This is a genomic window from Yoonia sediminilitoris (assembly GCF_003058085.1).
Taxonomy (GTDB): domain Bacteria; phylum Pseudomonadota; class Alphaproteobacteria; order Rhodobacterales; family Rhodobacteraceae; genus Yoonia; species Yoonia sediminilitoris.
Genome location: NZ_QBUD01000002.1, coordinates 350,367 through 371,631, shown reverse-complemented (window position 1 = coordinate 371,631; position 21,265 = coordinate 350,367). Strand labels below are relative to the sequence as shown.

Below are 21,265 nucleotides of genomic sequence, written 5' to 3'. Positions count from 1 at the left end.
AAAATGCATCGGATAAGGAATGCCATGACATGCGCTACCTAAGAACCTTTGAACTGATCGAAGCCGTGGTGCGCGCGGGCTCGATCCGTAAGGCCGCGGAGGACACAAATTTAACGGCGTCCGCGTTGAACAGACGTATTCAGGGATTCGAGCAGGAATTCGGCTGGCCGATCTTTGAACGGCTTCCGCGCGGGATGCGGCTGAACCCTGCGGGCGAATTGCTGATGCAGCATATTCGCTTGCAGCGGACTGATCTGGCGCGCGTGCAGTCGCAGGTCGCCGACCTCTCGGGGGAACGGCGCGGCCATATCTCGATCGCCTGTTCGCAAGCCTTGCTGCCATATTTTCTGCCAAAGCAAATTGCGATCTACCGGGCAGAACATCCGGGCGTGACCTTTTCGATCAACGTGCGCGACAGGGCGCAGGCAGAGCGTGACCTGGCATCCTACAGCAGCGATCTGGCACTGGTGTTTGAGCCGGTGCATTTGGTGGAATTCGATGTCATTTATGCCTTGCCGCAAAAGGTGCATGCGCTGTTTCAAAACGGCAGCCCATTGGCGGAAAAGCCTGATCTCAGGCTGCGGGATTGCCTGAACCATCCACTTGTTCTGCCTGCGCCCGCATATGGTGTGCGTCATTTGCTCGAACTTGGGGCCACGTCAATCGGCCGGACGCTGACCCCGACGGTCGAGACGGAATCCTTTGATTTGATCCGGCACTATGTGACCCAGGAAAACGCGGTTGGCTTTCAAATCCCGATTGGCCTGAAACCGCAACAAGACGCGGGCTTCGGGCATCGGCCGCTGGCCGAACGGGATGTGCGGCCCGGCCAGCTTCTGCTTGGTCAGATGAAGGGGCGCGTTCTTCCGGTTGCGTCATCAAAGTTCGGGCAACAACTTGTTGCAGCGCTGGAGGGGCTCAACGGGACGTGGCACACATCCTGATTTTGCATGCGCGTCCGTGTTGCGTTTTTTGCAGCATAACGGTGCGATAATAGCAGAAGACAGCAACGCAAAGCACACCTCATGATGATCGCGACTGATCCGCCGGCTGACCACATCAGCCGCGGTTATAGCGCGTTCAGAATATAAGGAGTATTTGCATGTCGATCCCCCCCTTTTCCCGTCGTCGTTTTCTAAGCGGTACGGCTGCTCTTGCTGGTGCCACAGCAATGCCGCAGCTTGCCTTTGCGGATGGACACGCCCCGCTAAGCGTTGGTTTTATCTATGTCGGCCCAAAGGATGATTTCGGCTACAATCAGGCCCACGCCGAAGGCGCTGCAGCTGTGAAAGCCATGGAAGGCGTCACAGTGGTTGAGGAAGAAAACGTCGCCGAAACCATCGATGTGCAGAAATCGATGGAATCGATGATTAACTTCGATGAAACAAAACTGCTCTTCCCGACATCCTTTGGCTATTTCGACCCGCATGTTCTCGAAACCGCGCCAAAACACCCTGACGTACGCTTTCAACACGCCGCCGGCCTGTGGTCCGAAGGCATGCCGACAAATGTCGGGTCCTATTTCGGCTATATCGGCATGGGGCAATACCTGAACGGCATCACGGCAGGCCACGCGACGACAACCAAGAAAATTGGCTTTGTCGCGGCCAAGCCCATCCCGCAGGTTCTGCTGAATATCAACTCTTTCCTGTTGGGTGCGCGTCAGGTCGATCCGGAAATCACCTGCCAGGTGATCTTTACCGGGGAATGGTCATTGGCTGTGAAAGAGGCCGAGGCGACCAACGCTCTGGCAGATGCGGGCTGTGACGTGATCACCTGCCATGTGGATGGACCCAAAGTCGTGATGGAGACCGCTGCGGGCCGCGATGCCTATGTCTGTGGCTACCACGCCAACCAGTCCCCGCTCGCCCCCGAAAAATACCTGACAGGTGCCGAATGGAACTGGGCCGGTGTCTATACAGGCATGGTTCAGACTGTGCTGGATGGCGGCACGATTGATAACTTTGTGCGCGGCGGGCTGGCCGACGGCTTTATCAAGATGTCCCCTCTTGGCCCCGCCGTGTCTGACGCATCCCGCGCCCAGTTTGAGGCAACGAAAGCGCAAATCATGGCCGGTGGATTTGCAGCCATCAAAGGCCCGCTGAATGATAACAGTGGCAACGTCATTGCGGCTGCGGGGGAAGGCTTTGCCGAAGATGATATCGCGCTGGAAAGCATGGATTATCTGGTAGAAGGCGTGATCGGTTCGACCTCCTGATCGGTGTGATGCGCGTTTCATCACCCTCCTTACCTGCCACAGTCGCGCGTCCTTTGTTGGGGCGTGCGGCTGTGGCCCGGCGCGCAGAAGCGGTGGTTATCCCCGTTGGCGCGCTGCTCGTGGGCTTTGCAATTTTCAGCGTTTTTCTGCTGTTGCAGGGCAAATCACCGACTGAGTTCTTATCACTGGTTTATCGCGCCGGTTTCGGCACGGCCTTTTCATGGCAAAACACGTTGTCGCGGGCGGCACCTTTGTTGCTTGCGGCGCTTTGCGTCGCGCTACCCGCGCGATTGGGCCTCGTTGTCATCGGGGGTGAAGGCGCAATTGTTCTGGGTGGCGTCGGGGCGGGGGCTGCGGCTGTTATGCTTGCCGGAACCCCTGCTGCGTTGGCCCTGCCACTGATGCTGGTGTGCGCCATGGTGATCGGCGCGGTCTGGATCGGCGCGGTTGGTGCATTGCGTCACTTTCGAGGGGTGAACGAAACCATCGCCAGCCTGCTGATGGCCTATATCGCTATCGCCTTGATGAACCACCTTGTCGAAGGGCCATTGCGGGACCCGGCCAGCCTGAATAAACCGTCCACTGCCCCCTTGGACGATGCTTTACGCATCGGAAACCTGCCCGGCTGGGACGTGCATTGGGGACTGGCTTTCGGGGTGGTCTGCTGCGTGCTGGCCTGGGTATTGATCGAAAAGACCACATGGGGCTTTGCGGCCCGGATCGCGGGCGGAAATGTGCGCGCGGCACAGGTGCAGGGGCTGCCTGTCGGGTGGTTGATTGTCGGGTTTACGGCACTGGGCGGTGCTTTTGCCGGTATGGCCGGGTTCTTTGAGGTCGCCGCCGTGCATGGATCGGCGAACGCCAGCCTTGCGGGTGGCTATGGCTATACAGGCATCCTGATTGCATTTCTCGCCCGGCATAACCCGCTGGCGATCATTCCTGTGGCAGTCCTGCTTGCAGGCTTTGAAGCATCGTCCGGTTTGGTCCAACGCCGCATGGATCTTCCAGATGCAACGGTCCTGGTTCTGCAAGGGTTTGTTTTTCTGGCGATCCTGATTTCAGACACACTCTTTGGGCGGTTCAAATTCTTCGCCCCGGAACGGTGGAGCACACGCGATGGAAACTGATTTGGGCCTTTGGGTGATCCCGCTTGCCATCATCGGCGGGGCAATTCGGGTCTCAACCCCGTTTTTGTTTGTGAGCTTGGGCGAGGCGCTGACAGAAAGATCAGGCCGGATCAATCTTGGCCTTGAAGGAACGCTCGTCTTTGGGGCCATGTCTGGCTATGCGGCGGCCTATCTGACGGGATCACCCTGGCTTGGCGTCTTTGCTGCCGCAATCAGCGGCGCGATGTTTGGCCTGTTGCATGGCCTTATATGTTCGCTGCCCAAGGTGAACGATATCGCCGTTGGCATTGCTATGATGATCCTTGGCATGGGGCTGGCGTTTTACTTCGGCAAGCCCTTTGTGCAGCCTGTTGCGCCGAATTTGCCATCAATCGGTTTTGGATGGTGGTCGGATGTACCGCAGGTGCGGGCCGCCTTGCAGGTCAACGTCTTGTTTCTGATCGGAGCAGTCCTTGCCGTCGCCATGTGGTGGATGTTTCGCAGTACCCGGGTCGGGCTGATTGTCCGGGTCGTTGGGGACAGTACAGATGCTGCCCGCGCCATGGGACTGCGCCCTGCGCTTGTACGCATCTGCGCTACCGCAGTGGGAGGTGCTTTTGCAGGGGTCGGAGGGGCGTATCTGTCGCTTTATTACCCCGGTAGCTGGAACGAAGGCATCTCATCCGGTCAAGGGCTGATGGCTGTCGCCCTCGTGATCTTTGCGCGCTGGAACCCACTTGCCTGCTTTGGGGCTGCACTGTTGTTCGGCGGGGCCGGGGCCTTGGGACCGACCCTGCAATCGGTCGGCGTGTCCGAAGGCTACTATCTGTTTTTTGCGGCACCCTACGTCCTGACACTAGGTGTCCTGATCGTAACATCATCGCCGACCCGCGCCATGACCGGTGCGCCGGGCGAACTCAGTATTACCAAATAGGAGAGACATCATGAACGGTCTTGGAGGTCTGAACAAATCGCCCAATGGGGTGGTTATCGGTCTGGTGCAGCTGAAACTGCCCGTTGTCGAAACGCCCGCCGATCTGGCCGCTCAAACCGACCGGATCGTTGAGATGACTGCAAAGGCCCGCCGCAACATGGGTACGATGGATCTTGTGGTGTTCCCTGAATATGCTCTGCATGGGCTGTCGATGGACATCAATCCCGACATCATGTGTTCAATGGACGGCCCCGAGGTTGCGGCTTTCAAGCAAGCCTGCACCGACAACGATATCTGGGGCTGCTTTTCCATTATGGAGGCGAACCCCGGCGGCATGCCCTACAATACCGGGCTGATCATCGACAACGCAGGCGAGGTGCAGCTTTACTATCGCAAAATGCACCCTTGGGTGCCTGTGGAGCCATGGGAGCCGGGCGACAGCGGTATTCCGGTTGTCGAGGGGCCAAAGGGCTGCAAGCTTTCTCTGATCATCTGCCATGATGGCATGTTCCCCGAAATGGCGCGCGAAGCGGCCTACAAGGGCGCCGAGATCATGCTGCGGACCGCCGGTTACACCGCACCGATCCGCGACAGTTGGAAATTCACCAACCAATCCAATGCCTTCTGCAACCTGATGGTCACCGCCAATGTATGCATGTGCGGCAGTGACGGGACCTTCGACAGCATGGGGGAAGGCATGATCTGCAACTTTGATGGCGCGATCATCGCCCATGGCACATCAGGGCGCGCAGACGAGATAATCACCGCCGAAGTCCGTCCTGATCTGGTCCGCGAAGCGCGGGCGAACTGGGGCGTGGAAAACAACATCTATCAGTTCGGCCATCGCGGCTATGTCGCGGTCAAAGGGGGGGCGCAGGATTGCCCGTATACTTACATGACCGATTTGGCCGCCGGGCAATACAGCCTGCCATGGGAGGATGAGGTGAAAGTCACAGACGGCACTGATTTTGGCTTTCCAGCGCCAACACGGACATTCAACCCCACAAAAGAGGCCGCAGAATGACCATTCAAGCCGATCCTTACGTCTGGCCCTATAACGGGGATCTACGCCCCGAAAATACGGCATTGATGATCATCGATATGCAAACGGATTTCTGTGGTGAAGGCGGCTATGTGGATAAAATGGGTTATGATCTATCCATGACCCAAGCGCCCATTGAGCCGATCAAAGCGGTGCTGGGCGCCATGCGTGCCAAAGGGTATCATATTATCCATACCCGCGAAGGCCACCGGGCCGATCTGGCCGATCTGCCTGCCAACAAGCGTTGGCGCAGTCAACAGATTGGCGCAGGCATTGGTGATCCGGGCCCCTGTGGCAAGATCCTGATCAGGGGGGAACCCGGCTGGGATATTATCCCCGAGCTTTATCCTATCGCGGGTGAGCCAATCATCGACAAACCCGGCAAAGGCAGCTTCTATGCAACAGATCTGGAAATGATCCTGCGCACACGTGGGATCGATAATATCATCCTGACCGGCATCACGACTGATGTCTGCGTCTCGACCACGATGCGTGAAGGCAATGACCGGGGCTTTGAGTGTCTTGTCCTTTCGGACTGTTGCGGTGCAACGGATCAGGGAAACCATGACGCCGCCTTGAAGATGGTCACGATGCAGGGGGGCGTCTTTGGGGCGGTTAGCGACAGCAAAACCGTTTTGGAGCAGCTGCCATGAAGGCCATTGGCGTCGAGACGGTTCATATGACGATGCAATTCGGCGCATTCACTGCATTGGAAGACTGCTCGATCAAGGTAAGCCCGGGCAGTTTCCATGCGCTGCTGGGTGAGAATGGTGCGGGCAAGTCGACGCTGGTGAAATGTATGATGGGGTTCTATCACGCGACGTCTGGTGAAATGCTTGTGGACCGGCGCGAAGCGCGGATTACCGATCCCAAAGTAGCGCATACCTTGGGGCTGGGCATGGTTTACCAACACTTCACGTTGGTCCCGTCACTGACCGCTGCCGAAAATCTGGTGATCAGCCGCGAAGACGCGCCGCGGATCATCGATTGGTGTAACGAGCATAAGAAATTACAGGCTTTCATGGCCCGGATGCCGTTTCAGGTTCCGCTTGATCAACCGGTACAGGCCTTGGCAGCCGGTGAAAAACAAAAGCTGGAAATTCTCAAGCAACTCTATCTTGGGCGGCGATTCCTGATCCTGGATGAACCGACGTCAGTGCTGACCCCTGCTGAAGCAGATGAGGTCCTGGGCCACGTGCGCCAACTGTGTGAGGACGGCGAAATTTCAGTCCTGATGATCACCCATAAATTCCGCGAAGTGACAGCCTTTGCAGATGCGGTATCCGTTCTGCGGCGTGGCAAGCTGGTCGGAGGCGGCAGAGTCAGCGATCTTAGCCACGCGGATATGGCAGGCATGATGATGGGTGACGCCGAAATTTCGAAGCCCGCACCGCGTTCAGGGGCTGCCGGTGCCAAGGTTCTTGAACTGAGTGGTGTAACCGCTCGGGATCGGTCCGGTCTGAGGGATATCCAGATCGACAGGCTCGCAGTGCGGGCCGGGGAAATCGTGGGCATTGCAGGCATTTCCGGCAATGGCCAGATGGAACTGATGGAAATCCTTACCGGTCAACGCCCGCGCAGATCCGGCGAGATCAAAGTCAAGGGCACCCCCTATGATGCAACCCGCAACGAGGCCCGCGCGCACAACGTGCGTTACCTCCCCGAAGAGCCGCTCTTCAACGCCTGCGCACCGCGCATGACGGTTGCGGAAAACATGGATTTCCGCAGTTTTGACACCAATGACAGGCAGTCCCGTTTCTGGCTGTCTGGTCGGAACATGCGCAATCGTGCGTCTGATCTGGTCGGCAAATTCAAGGTCCAGACGACCTCTATCGACAGCCCGATCAACGCGTTGTCCGGGGGCAATGTCCAACGGGCGGTCCTTGCACGGGAACTGTCTGGCGATGTTGATCTGTTGATTATCTCGAACCCTTGCTTTGGGTTGGATTTCTCGGCCGTGGGCGAAATCAGGACGCGGATCATGCAGGCGCGTAATGCGGGGGCAGCAGTACTGATTATGTCCGAGGACCTAGATGAAATCATGGAATTGACCGACCGGGTGCTGGTCATGTCAGAAGGCCGGATAACCTATGACGTACCAACTGCCGAAGCCGACATCGCCATGATCGGTCACCATATGGCAGGCCATGCATGATGGTCGAAGTCGGCAACGCACAGCCCTTTGGTTTTCGGTTCGATCCCGCAACAACGGCATTGATCGTGATCGACATGCAGCGTGATTTTCTGGAACCGGGCGGTTTTGGTGAAGCGCTGGGAAATGATGTATCGCTCTTGCGGGCGATCATACCAACCACGTCAGATCTGATGGCGTTGTGCCGGAACAAGGGGGTTGCGGTCATCCATACGCGCGAGTGTCATAAGCCTGATCTGAGCGATCTGCCCGCCGCAAAGCGGGACCGAGGGGCACCCAGACTGCGGATCGGTGATCCGGGGCCAATGGGTCGTATTCTTGTAGCAGACGCTGACGGGGCCGCGATTGTCCCGGAACTTATGCCAACGGGGACCGAACTGGTGATTGACAAGCCCGGCAAAGGCGCATTCTACGCAACCCCGCTGATGGCGCACCTGACGTCACATGGCATCAAGAGCCTGATCCTCGCAGGTGTGACAACAGAGGTTTGCGTACAAACCACCATGCGCGAAGCAAACGATCGCGGCTTTGACTGTCTGCTGATTGAAGACGCCACCGAAAGCTATTTCCCGCAGTTCAAAGCCGCCACACTGGATATGGTTCGCGCACAAGGGGCCATCGTCGGTTGGACTGCGCGCTACACACAGTTACGGGATGCATGGCATGACTGACCCCTTCGTGATCACGGATCTACCAGGCCAGTTGGATAAGCTTCCTTTTGAGTTTTTCCGCGAAGGGGTGGATATTCACCACATCAAAACGGGCGAACCTGCGACGGCTTTGTTGCGCTATGCGCCCGGTGCAAAAGTGCCGCGCCATCGACACACAGGGTTGGAAACCATTCTGGTGCTGGAAGGCCAGCAGACCGACGAACGGGGCACGATCTATAAGGGTGATCTGGCGATCAATCCCGAAGGATCAATCCATTCCGTCAGATCAGAGACCGGATGCATTGTCTTGATCCAATGGGAACGGCCGGTGGAAATACTCGAATAACACCGGCGGCCCAGAGCCCCTTCCTGCCCCGTTCCGCTTCGCAGCGAGCAATAATTTCAAGCATGCGTGCCCGCTTCAAACCGCCCGCCCCGTCTATCGACAATCTCGGTCGGATGCTCACAGCATTGGGGACGACATCACATGTGAGTTGAAGGCCGCCGACGGGACATTAATAACAATACCCTGATACAGAAGGGTCAGGACGCATTCACCCTAAGCCGCGAGCTGCCTCATCAAAGGGATTTTGCGGGTAGCCGACTTCGGCCAGATAAAGCCCATGTGGCGGGCTGACCGGGCCACATGCGGCACGATCTTTTGCGGCCAGCGCGTCTGCAACCTTGTCCGGCGTCCAAGCACCTGCGCCGACCCTTTCCAACGTGCCTACAAAGCTGCGCACCTGATTATGCAGGAACGACCGTGCGCGCACGTGAAACCGGTATTCGGTGCCGTGAGGTCGGGGCACAACCTCGATCCGCAATTCATCCAGTGTCTTTACCGGGCTTTTGGCCTGACAGATCGAGGACCGGAAAGTCGTAAAGTCATGCGTACCCAATAGGCTGTCAGCGCTCGCCTGCATTGCAGCCGCATCCAGCGGATGATTGACCCGCCACAACTGCCCTGCTTCGGATGTCAAAGGGGCACGGCGTGAAATCACTCGAAAGAGATAGCGCCGCTCGACGGCGGAAAACCGGGCGTGCCAGTCGTCGGACACCTGCGCACAGGCCAAAATCGCCACAGGTGCGGGTTTGAGATGATAATTCAGCGCCTCGGACAGCCGGAACGGATCCCAGTCCTTGTCCATGTCGCAATGGGCCACCTGCCCCAATGCATGTACGCCTGCATCAGTGCGCCCTGCTGCGGCGATGGTATGTGCGCGCGGTTCCAGCTTGGCCAATGCAGCCTCGATCGCGCCTTGCACTGACGGCTGGTCGCTTTGGCGCTGCCAGCCTGCAAAGGGGGTACCGTGATATTCAACAAGAAGGGCATAACGTGGCATGACAGTGGCTTAGGCGCGGACCCATCTGAAATCAATCCCTACACAATGTCCCCGCACACCCCTATCTTGTGCCCAAGGCAAAGAGGGGCAGCCAGTGGTGCTATCAACAATTGCGGACCAAATCGCACGCAGCGTTGAAGGTGTGGCCGACACGCTTGCGGCCCCGTTTAGCGAGCCTGTGATCAGGTTGGGCGTAACGGGGCTGTCGCGGGCGGGTAAGACCGTCTTTATCACGTCGCTTGTCGCCAACCTGATGGATCGGGGGCGGATGCCGCAACTGGCCGCTGCCGCCAACGGGGCCATCCGCACAGCCTATTTGCAGCCGCAGCCGGATGATACGGTCCCGCGCTTTGCCTACGAGGATCATCTGGCGCGCCTGACGGCGACGGACCCACGCTGGCCGGAGGGGACCAATACAATCAGCGAATTGCGCCTGTCCCTGCGGGTGCAGTCAAGTGGATTGCTGTCTGGCCTTTCCGGCCCGCGCACAGTGCATATTGATATCGTGGATTATCCCGGTGAATGGCTGCTTGATCTGGGGCTTTTGGATCAGTCCTATGCCGACTGGTCCGCCGCAGCGCTTAAACGTGCCGCCGGGCGACCGAGCGGTGATGAATATCTGGCATTGGTGGCAGGCGTTGACCCGATTGCAAAACTGGATGAACCGGATGCGCAGGCGTTGGCTCACAGCTATACCGCGCATCTGCGCGCATCACGTGAAGCGGGCTTTTCCGACTGTTCGCCCGGTCGCTTCCTGTTGCCCGGCGATCTGGCAGGTTCACCCGTGCTGACCTTCGCCCCCTTGCCCGGTAACAGCTTTCCACGCGGGTCGCTGGGGCGCGAGCTTGAGCGGCGCTTCGAAAGCTACAAACGCAATATCGTGCGGCCGTTCTTCAAGGACCATTTTGCCAAGATCGACCGGCAGATCGTCTTGGTCGATGTGCTGGGGGCCATTCATGCGGGGCCTGCTGCACTTGATGATCTGCGGGAGGCGATGGCGCGGATATTGGGGGCCTTTCGCCCCGGACGTAACGCATTTCTGGCCCGCATTTTTCAGGGCCGACAGGTTGAAAAGATACTCTTTGCCGCCACCAAGGCCGACCACCTGCATCACAGCCAGCATCCGCAATTGACCGCTATCACAGAGGCGCTTTTGCGGGATGCAAAGGACCGTGCCGATTTCGCAGGGGCCAAGACCGCTGCGATGTCGATTGCTGCTTTGCGCACCACTGTGGAACAGACCGTCGAACATAAGGAAGGGCCCTTGGACGTGGTTCGCGGGCGTTTGCTGGAAAATGGCAAACAGGCCGCGTTTTATCCCGGAAAGCTGCCAAGCGATCCGTCGCATTTACTGGCGCCGGCACGGGAAGGGTCGGAAAACTGGCTTGATGCGGATTATAGCATAATGAATTTCGCACCTGCCCCGCTGACCCTGCGCCCCGGTGACGGCCCGCCCCATATCCGGCTGGATAAGGCCGCGCAATTCCTGTTGGGGGACCGGTTGTGAACAGATGCAAGGCGCGTTTTTCTGATCGGTGTCCCCTTTTGAGAGTTGTCAAATGACCAACGGCCCCATCTTTATCGACCTTGAACACGAGGAACCGGCCAAGCCCGAAGCGGCCCCCGCTGTCCCTGATCTGGTGCCGATGGAACAGGGGGCTGCAATGCAGCAAGTGGCCGCGCTTGCGGCCCGACGCCCATCGAAAATTGCCCGCTGGTTCTGGTCTATCACCCTATCATTGCTGGTTTTTATCGTGTCATTGGCGGCATGGGATTACGTGAATGCGCTGCTGGCGCGTAGCCCTATCCTGGGTGGAATCGCCAGCCTTCTGATCGGATTACTGGTTTTTGTTCTGCTGGTGCTGGCGGTACGCGAACTGGCGGCCTTTGGACGTTTGCGCAAACTGGACACGATCCAACGGCAAGCGGCAGAGGCGCTGGATGCTAAGGATCTGAAGGCGGCGCGCACCGTGATCGGGTCGCTGAACAGCCTGTATGCCAACCGCGAGGATACCGCATGGGCGCGTACATCCCTTGCGGAGCGGCAGGCAGATATACTTGACGCTGATGGACTGCTGGGGCTGGCGGAAAACATATTGATGGCCCCGCTTGACGCGCGCGCCGCCCGCGAGGTCGAAGCCGCCGCCAGACAGGTTGCGACTGTCACTGCGGTGGTGCCCTTGGCTTTGGCCGACGTCTTTACCGCGCTCACGTCGAACTTGCGGATGATCAGGCGTATCGCAGAGGTTTACGGCGGGCGTGCGGGCACGTTGGGCAGTTGGCGGTTGACCCGCTCTGTGCTCACCCATCTTGTGGCGACTGGTGCGGTCGCCGTTGGCGATGATCTGATCAGTTCCGTCGCGGGTGGCGGGGTGCTGTCCAAGATATCGCGCAAATTTGGTGAGGGTGTCGTGAATGGCGCATTGACCGCCCGCGTGGGGGTGGCCGCCATCGAAGTCTGCCGCCCGCTGCCGTTTCATGCGACGCAAAAGCCATCGGTCACAGGTCTGGTCCGCCGCGCGCTCACCGGGCTGTTCGGGCGGGACTAGCGCAGGCGTGGCGCGGGCCCAAGCGGTATGGGCCCCAACGACATAAAGCCATTCCCGAAACTGACGGGCAACTCCAGAACGCCTGCATCATTGGCCAGACCTCCGGCCATGTTTCTAAGCGTTTCCGCGATGCCCGGCTGCACCTGACCCATGCTGACCAGAATGTCGATCATCGTGCGCCAGTCTTGGGTGATCAGCGTGATCCGTCCGGTCGGAACGCCTGTCGAGTCAATGTCGACACGACCCTCTGCCCGCACCGAAAGCGTGCCCCAAACGATCTGCGCGTTTTCAAGGGTGATGGATTGCAGTTGCGGGTTCTTCGTGTGTCGGTCCAGCGTTTGATTCAAGCCAAGCTGGCTATTGATGGTGATGCTGTCGATTTTGGCGGGTAGGTTATTGCCTTGGTTCAGTTGTTTCAGGAATTCGCTGGGCAATGAGAGGTTGTTGATCTGCGCATAGGCATCATAGGATTTGTCCATGTCAGGCGTATTTCGTAGCGCAATTAGTGCGTTCTGCAATGCAATGGACCAGCCGATATCAGAGGAGACGCTGACGCCCGCACCCTCGGTGGTGAGTGCATCAAAACTCAGGTCCGCATTTGGCCGCACCCCGGCGCTGACACGCAATTCATCCGATGTCAGGCTGAGTTTCTGGGTCGGCAGTTGCAACCTCTGGCTATTGGGAAATGCCGCGATGATCTTGTTGGGCTGATAACTGAGTGCAAACACCTGCAAGAACGGCGCCTGCCATGTCCAGCGCGCATCAGGCGGCGTGACGTTGGGGGCGTCGATCGTGGTGTCGAACCTGGAGGGGAACCCGATTGTCTTGATCGTGTCATAGGCAATATCCCAGCCTTCGGAACGGGCAAGTGCAATGGATTCAACCGCGCGGCTTTCGACCGTATTTGCGCCAACAAACCAATAGGTACTATAGATCGCACTGACGATAAGCACCAGTAATGTCAGTCTTTTCATAGCCTCGCCCTGATTGTCTGGCGCCAATCTAGCGCGTGCAGGCATCAAGTGCCAGCGGCGCTGCCAACGCCAAAGATCGGGAGGTCGATGGCGCGCCACGCATGGTTTTTGTCACAATTCGAGTGGTGCCTGCAATGGTTTCTAAACGATGCGTCGCTATGCCGAAATGACTACGCGGAATATAGAGTAGGGTTGAGTTCGGGCCCGGAATTCAACGCCCTTTCTGGATGTTCTGGCACGGTTTGGGGTTGCCGACCTGCGGTCCGGGCAATTTTCGTGCGATACGGCGAAACGGTTTTGGCGTGGTGGTTTTACGACGAGCTTGGAAGCATTGGGCCGGACATCTTTGTCCCCATTGCAGAGCAAACCGGCTTGATCGTCGAATTGGGCCAACAGATACTCCGTCAGTCATCGCAGAAGGCATTGAAACCAAACAACAGGCGCAAACATTGGCGGTTTTGAAGTGTAGCGAAGAAAAGGGGCTTTTTCTTTGGGCACCCCTTACCATTCAGGAGGGCGTGCAATGCGATAATCGAAGACGTCAAAAACCGGACGTCTTTAGCCGGATAGTCACCTTAAGCCCGCCCAGCCGATCTGATGTGCCAAGTGTCACCTCACCACCGTAGGCATAGGCCACGTCCGTCGCAATCGCCAGCCCCAGTCCCGTGCCGGGCTGAGATGTATCAAGGCGCTGGCCGCTCATCATCGCTGTTTTGCGATCTGCTTCGGGAATACCGGGGCCATCATCTTCGATGATAATTGCGACGTGATCCTGTTCGTCGCGGGCCGTAATGCGAATTTCTGTGGCGGACCATTTCAGAGCATTATCCAGTAGGTTGCCAATGACTTCTTCAAAGTCCGTACGGTCCATCCGGACCCTCAGATTGGAACTTATGTCTGATATCAGAACCTTGCCAAGATTGCCTGCCAAGCTGGTAAAAGCTTTGCTCATGCGGCCCAGCGATATGTCAAGATCGGTGTAGGTATTGATTGAAGAGCTTCCGCCATCTGCCCTGATCCTTGCGAAGGATCGGTTCAACTGGGCATCCAGACGATTGAGCGCCGCGATTGATTGGTCAACAGGTTGTCCGTTCCTTTGCAACGCTTCAAGCTCATTCCGCACGATTGCCGATGGTGTCTTGACCGCATGGGCAAGGTCCGCTGCCTGCCGCCGCGATCTTGTGATAATTTCGCGGTTCCTGTCGAGCAGGGTATTGATATCATTGACCAAAGGGGCGACCTCGACCGGATATCCCGCGACATCGAGCCCGCCTTCTTTGTCCCATCTGGACAAGACTTCCCGTCGCAAGTCATTTAGCGGCCGGAGCGTCGTAGATGCTTGCAGGAACGCGCCAATTATCCCGAGAATCGCGATTAAACCAAAGGCAAGCAGAAGATTGCCGCGAAGTTGATTACGATCCTGAAGCAGGCTGCTCAGCGACGACGCCACCTGAACGTGCCAGATGGACCCATCCTCAAGGGTCAGCCACTCTTCAATCCGGCGCAATTGTTCATCTGTCTCGCCGACAAAGTTGGCTATTGATATCTTGCCTGTGTTGGGGCCGGGGCGCGGAAGGCGCGCATCGACAAGCGATTCAGAAACAAAAACCTCGCCATCTGGCGCAATGACCTGCCAATATTGCCCCGAAAAAGGCCGCCTGTAAGAAGCTTCACCAATACCGCTCGCAATGCTGTTTTGCGTCATCGCGCTTTTTGCCACTGAAATGACCGCTTGGGTGTGCCGTGTGACAAGCAGTTCATCAAACCGTTCTTGGGCCAGTCGGTCCACATAGGAGGCGAGGCCAAAGACACCGATAATAATGGTAAAAATCGCCCAGATCACGCCGCCGGTGATCGCGCGCGCCCGGAGCGAGATCATTGGGCCAATTTAATGACGTACCCGCGGCCTCTCACGGTTTCGATCAAACCATCGCCCAACTTCTTGCGCAGCCGATTGATAAAGACTGCAATCGTGTTGGAGTCCCTGTCGCCGTCATATTCATAGATATGTTCCGAAAGCTCAGTGCGCGACACGAGTTTATTGGAATTGTTGAATAAATATGACAGCACAGCAACTTCCTGCGCGGTAAGACTGGCTGGCAGGCCTCTGACTGTGACCTGATTATTGCGCGTGTCAAAGACGATGCCATCCTTTTCAAAGACTGGATTGCGCTGCTCCGATTTCCGCCGGATAATCGCTCGGATGCGGGCTGACAGTTCAGGCATGTGGAACGGTTTGGTCAGGTAATCATCGGCGCCAGCATCTAGACCGTCCACACGTTCTGACCAGCCATCGCGCGCAGTCAGAATAAGCACAGGGGTGGATATCTGCTTTGAACGCCAACTCTTGAGGACTGTCAGTCCGTCGCGCTGCGGTAGCCCGATGTCCAATATGATCACATCATATGGTTCGGTTTCGCCCAAGAACTGAGCTTCTACTCCGTCACGAGCGACATCTACAACGCGACCTTCGGAAGTCAGGACGCTCTTGATTTGCTGTGCAAGTGCGGTTTCGTCTTCGGCAAGTAATATACGCATGGGGAGTCACTATTTGTGCAGCGTGGCAAATATGAGGCAAGGACATGCTAAAATCCAGAAATTAAAGAAGCGTTCACGAGATGCCCCGGTAAGCGGTTTCGTAAGATTTGGACCCTTTGCTGCTTACTTCTTCTTCCCGTTGCCGCCGCTGTTCCCTTTGCCGCCGCCATTATTGCCGCCGCCACTGTTCCCGCCGCCATTATTTCCGTTTTCGCGGCCACTATTTCCGTTGCGGCCAGCGTCATTGCGATTGCTTCGACTGTTGTTGCTAGCGTCTCTTCCAGGTGCCCGGCGCGTGCCACTGACGTTTAGGTTCGCGCGCCCACGTTCAGACCCAGATGCGGCAGGCGCGCTTGCTACAAGTGATCTGACTTGCTGTCCGGCCTGCGAGTCCGGGGTGACGGCGCGGCCTGTCTGCCCGTCAATCATCACCGACCCGATGTGCCCGTCTTTGTGCCGTACCAAAACACTGTATGTTACAACGCTGTCGATCAGAAAGGCGCGGATTTCCACGACATCACCGCCAGTGTAATCTTCGACACCGGAGATAAGACGTCTGGTTTCAATAGCAGAATTGCTGGCGACCGCCGTACGCAATTCGCGTTGCGACAACTCGCGGTCATCAGCATCGGCTGCGGCCGGAAGTGTCCAGAACGACGAAAGGCAGATCAGGCGGATGACCATCAATGCCCGAGGAGAGCGCATCATGATTTCACTCCCGTTTGGGGCCGTAAGAAACTAGCGCGTCTGCGCACGAAGGGTGACGATTTTCGCGTCGTGAGATAGCCGATCAACAATGTCGTCCACTTCGGGAAAGCGGCCGTTTTCTCTGTCTGCCAAATCATCTCTGGAATGATGGACATCGTCAAGAGAACCGTCCGCCTTTGGGCGACTGATTGCCGGATCCGACATGCCGCGTGGGCTTGCCATCACTTCGGATGACTTGGTGTAAAACTGCCCAAAATACATATTCATCACTCCTTGCGTCCCGAATATGCTCTCTCTGCACTCCCCAAAGGCGTTGAGAACTTATTAACAAATTATATGACCGACCCTTTGTTAACGGGCACAAAACAGGGCGTTCACTTTCGGTTAATCTAAGCGGTAGATTGCCAAAGTGGTTTACAATTAGTGGGGATGGAGGTTGAAATATATACCTAAGTATTTGTAATATATATAAAATATATGCATCTTTCATTCGGCGCGCGTTCTGGAAAAAGGCTGCATGACCTTTGCTCACTTTGTTCGGTTGGCGCTGCTTTGCCAAAAGATTGGACGGTTTATGAAGCAAATTCATTCATAGTTGGCGGCTTCCCGGCAGTTGCTTAGACCGATTCTGCCGATTCTGGGTATGCGTGGCACCATTTTTCGTTGGAAGACGGTCAAGATGTCCGGCTGACGCTCTCGGTGCGCAGCAAAATTGGTCTATAAAAAATCGCATTGTGCGTTTTGTCACAGACCTGATTGAGCAAGATCAATCACAAAGGCGCCAACCACGCTAAAGCTAAACCCCAGAGTAGTAACCTCATGAGACCGGGAGATGCGACTGCCAAGTCAGCCCCGATCTTCTGCGAGGGGCTGTTTTGTCCCGAAACAGAACCTTGCGTTTCATAATGAGTTTAGGCGCGCCTTTCGATCTGGCGCGCCAGTTTACAATCAAAAAATCCAAGCCAAAGAAAGACCCAACATGCATAGTTTTGCCCTGTCTTACCCAGCCCGTAGTGATTTTGATTGGTGTTGGTTTCTGCGTCGGCAAGGCAAGTCCGGCGAGGCGATTGAAAGAATCCTGCATGACATCGGGGTGATGCATCCGGACGGTTGGGCGGATTGGCGCCCCAGCGTTTTGACGTCAACGGGTTCCCCGGTCGAGATGCTTTTTTCAACGGCACAACCCGATCTGCAATTGATGACCGAGGTCGCAGACCCGGCATCGGACCCGAACGGAAGAGTCGACGAGGTATGCAGAATCATGGATGGCTACGGCGCAAAATTGCCCCCTGCTTCATTGCGCGATGTGATCAGCGCAGCACAAGGCGCGGGGCCGCTGAAATTTGGTGCGTGGCTTGGCCTGCGTCATGGCAAAGGCAAAACACATTGCGACATCATCGCAGAAGTGCCTGCAGAGGCCGATGACCTGTCTACTTTGTTCAGTGCCCATGACCTGAGCTCAGTGCTTGAAGCCTTTGGTCCGAAAGTCCGGCCCAAAACAATTGTGTTTGACGGGACGACGGGCGCGACCAGTATCCTGTTCGAACTAGCCGATGCGACCCGACACTGCCTGCCTGTTCTGGCCGATGCGGCGCAGGTGTCACCATTAATCTTGTCGAACGCTATTGACGGGCTGACCGGCGCCAACCCGGGCGGTCCACTTCCGTTCAACCGCCTTGGCTTCAGATTTACCGACCACGGCAACGGCCAGTTGAAAGTGCTCAAGTTGCACTTTTCCGCAACAGATGCGCTTGGGTCTGACGATGAAATCGTGCGGCGGATCACAGCCTGTGGCGGGAATGCATTCAACGGCTATGGCGCGCTGATCGAAAGTCTCCCCCACGTGCCTGCGCGTTTCAAACACCACGGATGTGTCGGGCTGATCGCAAGGCAGAACGCAGCCCCGGTGTTGTGCGCAGGCGTTGCCGCACCATGGACGAGCCTGTTCGAACCCTACTAAACTCAAGCATCATTTTGGCTGCTGACCTGCTTTATTTGACAGGTCTTGACCGACCCGGCTGACGCTAGGGTCGTGCCGTTTTGTGACTTTTGGGTGGCGAATCTGCCGTCCTTGGCAATCCCTATTTGCTGATTTTCCGTTTTTTCAAAGCGTTGTAAGGCGTGCGAAAGTTGATCCTTCCGGATTTTTTCGCACGCGAGGCCTTCTTTACGCCAGCGTTTGCACTTAACGGTGACACGAACAAAGAAGATAAAAACCACACAGCTTTTGGTTTGCCGCGCTCTTGCCGTCAGGAAGGCATAGCGCAAATAGGGACATGTTTGGACGACAATGAACGCAGAAGGGTTACTTGATTACGGGCTCCCGTTGTTTGAAGGGGTCACAACTGCTGATCTGGAAGACATTGACATTTTGGCTCACGAGCAAAAGCTTGGCGCATGGCAAACCGTGTTTGACCAGCAAGACGAGTCATTTGATCTTTATTTCCTGCTTGAGGGTGCACTCTTGGCGGTATTTTGGACACCCGAAGGCCGCGAGATAGTGTTTTCGCGGTTTCCAATCGGCACCTATTTTGGCGAATTGGCCGCACTGGATGGAACCCCACGGTCATTGGCCGTTTTTGCCAAGACAGACGCGCGCATTCTCTCGCTCAAACGCCAAAGCCTATTGGACATCTTTGACAAGGTTCCGCTGGTCCGTAACCGGATGGTGCAGCATCTGGTGGGCCAAATCAGAACGCTGACCCTGCGCAGCATGGAAATGACGACGATGTCGGTGGAACAGCGCGTGGGGTCATACCTGCTGCGTCTGGCTGCCGAACAGGGCAAACTGGAAAACGGCGCGATTATCGAAGGCGCGCCAACACATTCGGAAATCGCGGGCAGCATCGGTGCAAACCGCGAGATGGTCAGCCGGTCTATCAGCAAGTTCGTCAAGCGCGGCGCGATCAAGTCATCGCGGCAACGGATCGAAATTCTTGACCCGGAAATTCTGTCAGAAAATTAGGAAAATCATTAACCTTTGTGTCAAATCGCACAGAAAAGGGCCCACGCCTGCCGTAGGCACGTCATTGTAGCGAGTGCGACGGTAAAGGTTTGATGAAATTTACGAGTATGCCTGGACCTGAGATCACGTCATTTTACGTGATTGGTCTATTTGGTGTTCTGGGTGCGGCCTATATGGCCGGAAGTGATGTGCAAAGGGATGAGCGTGGTGGCCTTCAGGATGTGCCGATCCTTTCAGCAACCAGATGAAAGTTATTTTAGCTGGCCCCCGTCCTGAAAAGGGCGGGGGTCTTTTCATTCCAACTTGGCTTTAGACAGAAGCATCCGCTTGCGCATCATTTACCATTAACCAATGATGCATAGTCTGACGGGACAGCAGCCAAAAGGATGTCACATGCTCAAGCGTACACTTCTTGCAATCTTGTTCTGTGTTCTGAGTGTACCCGCCGTTGCCCAATGCGTTGGCGACGGATTTCTCGATCAACTCAGCCCGGCGGACAGGAACGCGCTTGCGCAGGCGGCATCTGATATTCCGTTCGGTAATGGCACTGTCTGGACTGCCAAAAAAGGTGATCAGCAGGTTACTGTCGTGGGCACGATGCATGTCTATGACCCCCGGTTGGAAGGTATCCGTGAACGGCTCAAAGAAACCGTGCAGCGCGCTGATCTGGTCTTGGTTGAGGCCACGCAAGAGGATCAGAAGACGCTTGAACAGCTTGTCGTGACCGAGCCCGGCATCCTTTTCCTGACCGAGGGGCCGACCCTGCGCGATCTTGTCGATGACGACACGTGGGCGACGATTGCAGAAGCTGCCAGCAGTCGGTCTTTACCGCCATTCATGGCTGCCAAGATGCAGCCATGGTATCTGTCAATGATGCTATCTATCCCGCCCTGCGCGATGCAGGACATGGTCAGCGGTAATTTGGGGTTGGATCATATGATTATGCAGGACGCGGCCGCAGCGGGCGTGCCGACCCAGGCGGTTGAGGATATCATGACCCTGTTTACCATCTTTCAGCAAGACCCGCTTGAGGAACAGATCGACCTTTTGCGGATCAGCCTGCTTGCCCCTGACACCCAGCGGCAAATGTTCGTGTCCATGTTGGACAGCTATTTTGCCGGAGATATTGCGACCCTGTGGGAAATGTCGCGGATTGCGGTGCGCCAGACGCCGGGGATCAGCAAAGAACAGGCCGACCTGTATTTTGAAGAGACAGAGGCATCACTGCTTGTCGGACGCAATCGCGCGTGGATGCCTGTGATGGCGGATGCTTTGGCGCGGCATGATGATGTTGTCATCGCTGTGGGGGCCGCGCATCTGATGGGCGATAGCGGGGTGCTGAAATTCCTGCAAGATCGCGGTTGGGACCTGTCGCAAGGTTTGTAGACGTCAGGTATCACCATAATCGGCGAGCCCCTTGCGGCCCGCATCTGTCAGATCATAAATCCCGCGCTGGACTCGTTGGAACCATCCATAATGATCGTCAGCCATGATCCGGGTGGCGTCGGGCACTTCAGCCCATGCCTTGATTTTCGCACCCGCAGATGGCCCATGCACCGCCAGAAACCGCGCGCAACGCAGCGCATCCTGCCGGTAGCCGGTTACGATCCCGTGCCGTGTCGCGCCGCCATCGTTGGGATCACCTTGTAGCCTGTCGAACGCGCGCAACAACTGCGCCTGCTTCTTCTTGGATTTGCGGGGCGCGTATGGGCCCGGGTCGGCATGGACTTCGATATGACCATCGCGCAGCCGCACCGTCATCAGTCCCAGCCCCAGCCTGCGGCCCAGTTTCACGTTATCTTTCAAGGTCCGTTGAAACAGCTTGCCCGGTTTGTGCGCCACAGCCAGATAAACATGGTCAGTGACCGCAAGCCGCGCGACCCCTTGGTGAAAAAGCGTAAGCGAAAATGCCAGCTTCAGTTCAACAATGACCGGGGGCGAGTCTCCCTTGCGCGCGACCACATCGGCGGCCCCGACCTCGCCTTTCACGTCGTAACCCTGCCGCTGCAAAAAGGCTTTGATAGGCAGGTAGAGGTCAGTTTCGCGGGGCTTGGTCACTGGGGGCGCTATCCAAGGTTTCAGCAGG

At 56.8% G+C, this 21,265-nt stretch carries 23 protein-coding genes; 15 read left to right on the top strand and 8 right to left on the bottom strand.

Annotation, left to right across the window (positions count from 1 at the left end):
• The first annotated feature begins 29 nt into the window (after nucleotides 1-29).
• The 9 genes from C8N45_RS06710 to C8N45_RS06670 all read left to right on the top strand — a co-directional run bounded on the left by C8N45_RS06710 (nucleotide 30) and on the right by C8N45_RS06670 (nucleotide 8,448).
• Nucleotides 30-944 (top strand): LysR family transcriptional regulator, encoded by a 915-nt coding sequence (locus C8N45_RS06710; protein ID WP_108385454.1) that lies wholly within the window; start codon nucleotides 30-32, stop codon nucleotides 942-944.
• A 158-nt stretch (nucleotides 945-1,102) separates the two neighbouring features.
• Nucleotides 1,103-2,218 (top strand): BMP family ABC transporter substrate-binding protein, encoded by a 1,116-nt coding sequence (locus C8N45_RS06705; RefSeq protein WP_108385453.1) that lies wholly within the window; start codon nucleotides 1,103-1,105, stop codon nucleotides 2,216-2,218.
• Nucleotides 2,219-2,226: 8 nt separating this feature from the next.
• Nucleotides 2,227-3,345, top strand: coding sequence for an ABC transporter permease (locus tag C8N45_RS06700; RefSeq protein ID WP_108385452.1), 1,119 nt, complete (start codon nucleotides 2,227-2,229; stop codon nucleotides 3,343-3,345).
• Nucleotides 3,335-4,258 carry an ABC transporter permease gene (locus C8N45_RS06695; RefSeq protein ID WP_108385451.1) on the top strand — a complete coding sequence of 308 codons (924 nt, stop codon included), beginning with the start codon at nucleotides 3,335-3,337 and terminating at the stop codon, nucleotides 4,256-4,258. The genes C8N45_RS06700 and C8N45_RS06695 overlap by 11 nt, the downstream gene beginning before the upstream one ends.
• A 10-nt stretch (nucleotides 4,259-4,268) precedes the next feature.
• Nucleotides 4,269-5,282: a formamidase gene (locus C8N45_RS06690; RefSeq protein ID WP_108385450.1), complete on the top strand. Its 1,014-nt coding sequence runs from the start codon at nucleotides 4,269-4,271 to the stop codon at nucleotides 5,280-5,282.
• The gene (gene biuH, locus C8N45_RS06685) at nucleotides 5,279-5,953 is read left to right on the top strand and encodes a biuret amidohydrolase (RefSeq protein WP_108385449.1); all 675 of its coding nucleotides are present in this window, start codon (nucleotides 5,279-5,281) and stop codon (nucleotides 5,951-5,953) included. Before C8N45_RS06690 ends, biuH begins: the two co-directional genes overlap by 4 nt.
• Entirely contained in the window at nucleotides 5,950-7,455 is a 1,506-nt protein-coding gene (locus C8N45_RS06680; protein WP_108385448.1) for an ABC transporter ATP-binding protein, read from the top strand. The genes biuH and C8N45_RS06680 overlap by 4 nt, the downstream gene beginning before the upstream one ends.
• A complete protein-coding gene (locus C8N45_RS06675; RefSeq protein ID WP_245882579.1) occupies nucleotides 7,452-8,123 on the top strand; it encodes a cysteine hydrolase family protein in 672 nt (223 codons plus the stop codon). Before C8N45_RS06680 ends, C8N45_RS06675 begins: the two co-directional genes overlap by 4 nt.
• Complete coding sequence (locus C8N45_RS06670) at nucleotides 8,116-8,448, top strand: cupin domain-containing protein (RefSeq protein ID WP_108385757.1); 333 nt, start codon at nucleotides 8,116-8,118, stop codon at nucleotides 8,446-8,448. The genes C8N45_RS06675 and C8N45_RS06670 overlap by 8 nt, the downstream gene beginning before the upstream one ends.
• A gap of 208 nt (nucleotides 8,449-8,656) precedes the next feature.
• Here C8N45_RS06670 and truA read toward each other — a convergent pair whose 3' ends face one another.
• Entirely contained in the window at nucleotides 8,657-9,445 is a 789-nt protein-coding gene (truA, locus tag C8N45_RS06665) for a tRNA pseudouridine(38-40) synthase TruA (protein ID WP_108385447.1), read from the bottom strand.
• Nucleotides 9,446-9,539: 94 nt separating this feature from the next.
• On the opposite strand from truA, the gene C8N45_RS06660 reads away from it, so the two are divergent.
• Together C8N45_RS06660 and C8N45_RS06655 are read left to right on the top strand one after the other, a co-directional pair.
• Nucleotides 9,540-10,952 carry a YcjX family GTP-binding protein gene (locus tag C8N45_RS06660; RefSeq protein WP_108385446.1) on the top strand — a complete coding sequence of 471 codons (1,413 nt, stop codon included), beginning with the start codon at nucleotides 9,540-9,542 and terminating at the stop codon, nucleotides 10,950-10,952.
• Nucleotides 10,953-11,004: 52 nt separating this feature from the next.
• On the top strand, nucleotides 11,005-11,994 hold the full coding sequence (locus tag C8N45_RS06655; protein WP_108385445.1) for a YcjF family protein: 990 nt from the start codon (nucleotides 11,005-11,007) through the stop codon (nucleotides 11,992-11,994).
• Here C8N45_RS06655 and C8N45_RS06650 read toward each other — a convergent pair.
• The 5 genes from C8N45_RS06650 to C8N45_RS06625 form a co-directional block, all read right to left on the bottom strand.
• Complete coding sequence (locus tag C8N45_RS06650) at nucleotides 11,991-12,968, bottom strand: DUF2125 domain-containing protein (protein WP_168769417.1); 978 nt, start codon at nucleotides 12,966-12,968, stop codon at nucleotides 11,991-11,993. The two genes, C8N45_RS06655 and C8N45_RS06650, sit on opposite strands and share 4 nt — an antisense overlap.
• Nucleotides 12,969-13,509: 541 nt before the next feature.
• Nucleotides 13,510-14,847: an ATP-binding protein gene (locus tag C8N45_RS06640; protein ID WP_108385442.1), complete on the bottom strand. Its 1,338-nt coding sequence runs from the start codon at nucleotides 14,845-14,847 to the stop codon at nucleotides 13,510-13,512.
• Nucleotides 14,844-15,506 carry a response regulator gene (locus C8N45_RS06635; protein WP_108385441.1) on the bottom strand — a complete coding sequence of 221 codons (663 nt, stop codon included), beginning with the start codon at nucleotides 15,504-15,506 and terminating at the stop codon, nucleotides 14,844-14,846. The genes C8N45_RS06640 and C8N45_RS06635 overlap by 4 nt, the downstream gene beginning before the upstream one ends.
• Nucleotides 15,507-15,629: 123 nt before the next feature.
• Entirely contained in the window at nucleotides 15,630-16,214 is a 585-nt protein-coding gene (locus C8N45_RS06630) for a hypothetical protein (protein WP_133175950.1), read from the bottom strand.
• 30 nt (nucleotides 16,215-16,244) lie between these two features.
• Nucleotides 16,245-16,481, bottom strand: coding sequence for a hypothetical protein (locus C8N45_RS06625; RefSeq protein WP_114427814.1), 237 nt, complete (start codon nucleotides 16,479-16,481; stop codon nucleotides 16,245-16,247).
• A gap of 712 nt (nucleotides 16,482-17,193) precedes the next feature.
• On the opposite strand from C8N45_RS06625, the gene C8N45_RS06620 reads away from it, so the two are divergent.
• Nucleotides 17,194-18,174: a hypothetical protein gene (locus tag C8N45_RS06620; protein ID WP_108385438.1), complete on the top strand. Its 981-nt coding sequence runs from the start codon at nucleotides 17,194-17,196 to the stop codon at nucleotides 18,172-18,174.
• A gap of 2 nt (nucleotides 18,175-18,176) precedes the next feature.
• On the opposite strand, the gene C8N45_RS06615 is transcribed toward C8N45_RS06620, so the two are convergent.
• Complete coding sequence (locus C8N45_RS06615; RefSeq protein WP_108385437.1) at nucleotides 18,177-18,482, bottom strand: hypothetical protein; 306 nt, start codon at nucleotides 18,480-18,482, stop codon at nucleotides 18,177-18,179.
• A 22-nt stretch (nucleotides 18,483-18,504) separates the two neighbouring features.
• On the opposite strand from C8N45_RS06615, the gene C8N45_RS06610 reads away from it, so the two are divergent.
• From C8N45_RS06610 to C8N45_RS06605, 3 genes are all read left to right on the top strand, one after another.
• Nucleotides 18,505-19,179, top strand: a complete 675-nt coding sequence (locus tag C8N45_RS06610) for a Crp/Fnr family transcriptional regulator (RefSeq protein ID WP_108385436.1) — start codon at nucleotides 18,505-18,507, stop codon at nucleotides 19,177-19,179.
• Nucleotides 19,180-19,271: 92 nt separating this feature from the next.
• Nucleotides 19,272-19,427: a hypothetical protein gene (locus C8N45_RS23160; RefSeq protein ID WP_168769416.1), complete on the top strand. Its 156-nt coding sequence runs from the start codon at nucleotides 19,272-19,274 to the stop codon at nucleotides 19,425-19,427.
• 145 nt (nucleotides 19,428-19,572) lie between these two features.
• Nucleotides 19,573-20,565 carry a TraB/GumN family protein gene (locus C8N45_RS06605; protein WP_108385435.1) on the top strand — a complete coding sequence of 331 codons (993 nt, stop codon included), beginning with the start codon at nucleotides 19,573-19,575 and terminating at the stop codon, nucleotides 20,563-20,565.
• A gap of 3 nt (nucleotides 20,566-20,568) precedes the next feature.
• Here C8N45_RS06605 and C8N45_RS06600 read toward each other — a convergent pair whose 3' ends face one another.
• Entirely contained in the window at nucleotides 20,569-21,237 is a 669-nt protein-coding gene (locus tag C8N45_RS06600; RefSeq protein ID WP_108385756.1) for a DUF2161 domain-containing phosphodiesterase, read from the bottom strand.
• Nucleotides 21,238-21,265: the final 28 nt, after the last annotated feature.

Bases quoted from the DNA above. Each gene is read 5' to 3' on its own strand.
- C8N45_RS06675 (WP_245882579.1), top strand. From the start codon at position 7,452: ATGATGGTCGAAGTCGGCAACGCACAGCCCTTTGGTTTTCGGTTCGAT.
- biuH (WP_108385449.1), top strand. From the start codon at position 5,279: ATGACCATTCAAGCCGATCCTTACGTCTGGCCCTATAACGGGGATCTA.
- C8N45_RS06690 (WP_108385450.1), top strand. From the start codon at position 4,269: ATGAACGGTCTTGGAGGTCTGAACAAATCGCCCAATGGGGTGGTTATC.
- truA (WP_108385447.1), bottom strand. From the start codon at position 9,445: ATGCCACGTTATGCCCTTCTTGTTGAATATCACGGTACCCCCTTTGCA.
- C8N45_RS06610 (WP_108385436.1), top strand. From the start codon at position 18,505: ATGAACGCAGAAGGGTTACTTGATTACGGGCTCCCGTTGTTTGAAGGG.
- C8N45_RS06705 (WP_108385453.1), top strand. From the start codon at position 1,103: ATGTCGATCCCCCCCTTTTCCCGTCGTCGTTTTCTAAGCGGTACGGCT.
- C8N45_RS06605 (WP_108385435.1), top strand. From the start codon at position 19,573: ATGCTCAAGCGTACACTTCTTGCAATCTTGTTCTGTGTTCTGAGTGTA.
- C8N45_RS06655 (WP_108385445.1), top strand. From the start codon at position 11,005: ATGACCAACGGCCCCATCTTTATCGACCTTGAACACGAGGAACCGGCC.
- C8N45_RS06630 (WP_133175950.1), bottom strand. From the start codon at position 16,214: ATGATGCGCTCTCCTCGGGCATTGATGGTCATCCGCCTGATCTGCCTT.
- C8N45_RS06680 (WP_108385448.1), top strand. From the start codon at position 5,950: ATGAAGGCCATTGGCGTCGAGACGGTTCATATGACGATGCAATTCGGC.
- C8N45_RS06625 (WP_114427814.1), bottom strand. From the start codon at position 16,481: ATGAATATGTATTTTGGGCAGTTTTACACCAAGTCATCCGAAGTGATG.
- C8N45_RS06700 (WP_108385452.1), top strand. From the start codon at position 2,227: ATGCGCGTTTCATCACCCTCCTTACCTGCCACAGTCGCGCGTCCTTTG.
- C8N45_RS06695 (WP_108385451.1), top strand. From the start codon at position 3,335: ATGGAAACTGATTTGGGCCTTTGGGTGATCCCGCTTGCCATCATCGGC.
- C8N45_RS06640 (WP_108385442.1), bottom strand. From the start codon at position 14,847: ATGATCTCGCTCCGGGCGCGCGCGATCACCGGCGGCGTGATCTGGGCG.
- C8N45_RS06710 (WP_108385454.1), top strand. From the start codon at position 30: ATGCGCTACCTAAGAACCTTTGAACTGATCGAAGCCGTGGTGCGCGCG.
- C8N45_RS06670 (WP_108385757.1), top strand. From the start codon at position 8,116: ATGACTGACCCCTTCGTGATCACGGATCTACCAGGCCAGTTGGATAAG.
- C8N45_RS06620 (WP_108385438.1), top strand. From the start codon at position 17,194: ATGCATAGTTTTGCCCTGTCTTACCCAGCCCGTAGTGATTTTGATTGG.
- C8N45_RS23160 (WP_168769416.1), top strand. From the start codon at position 19,272: ATGAAATTTACGAGTATGCCTGGACCTGAGATCACGTCATTTTACGTG.
- C8N45_RS06650 (WP_168769417.1), bottom strand. From the start codon at position 12,968: ATGAAAAGACTGACATTACTGGTGCTTATCGTCAGTGCGATCTATAGT.
- C8N45_RS06635 (WP_108385441.1), bottom strand. From the start codon at position 15,506: ATGCGTATATTACTTGCCGAAGACGAAACCGCACTTGCACAGCAAATC.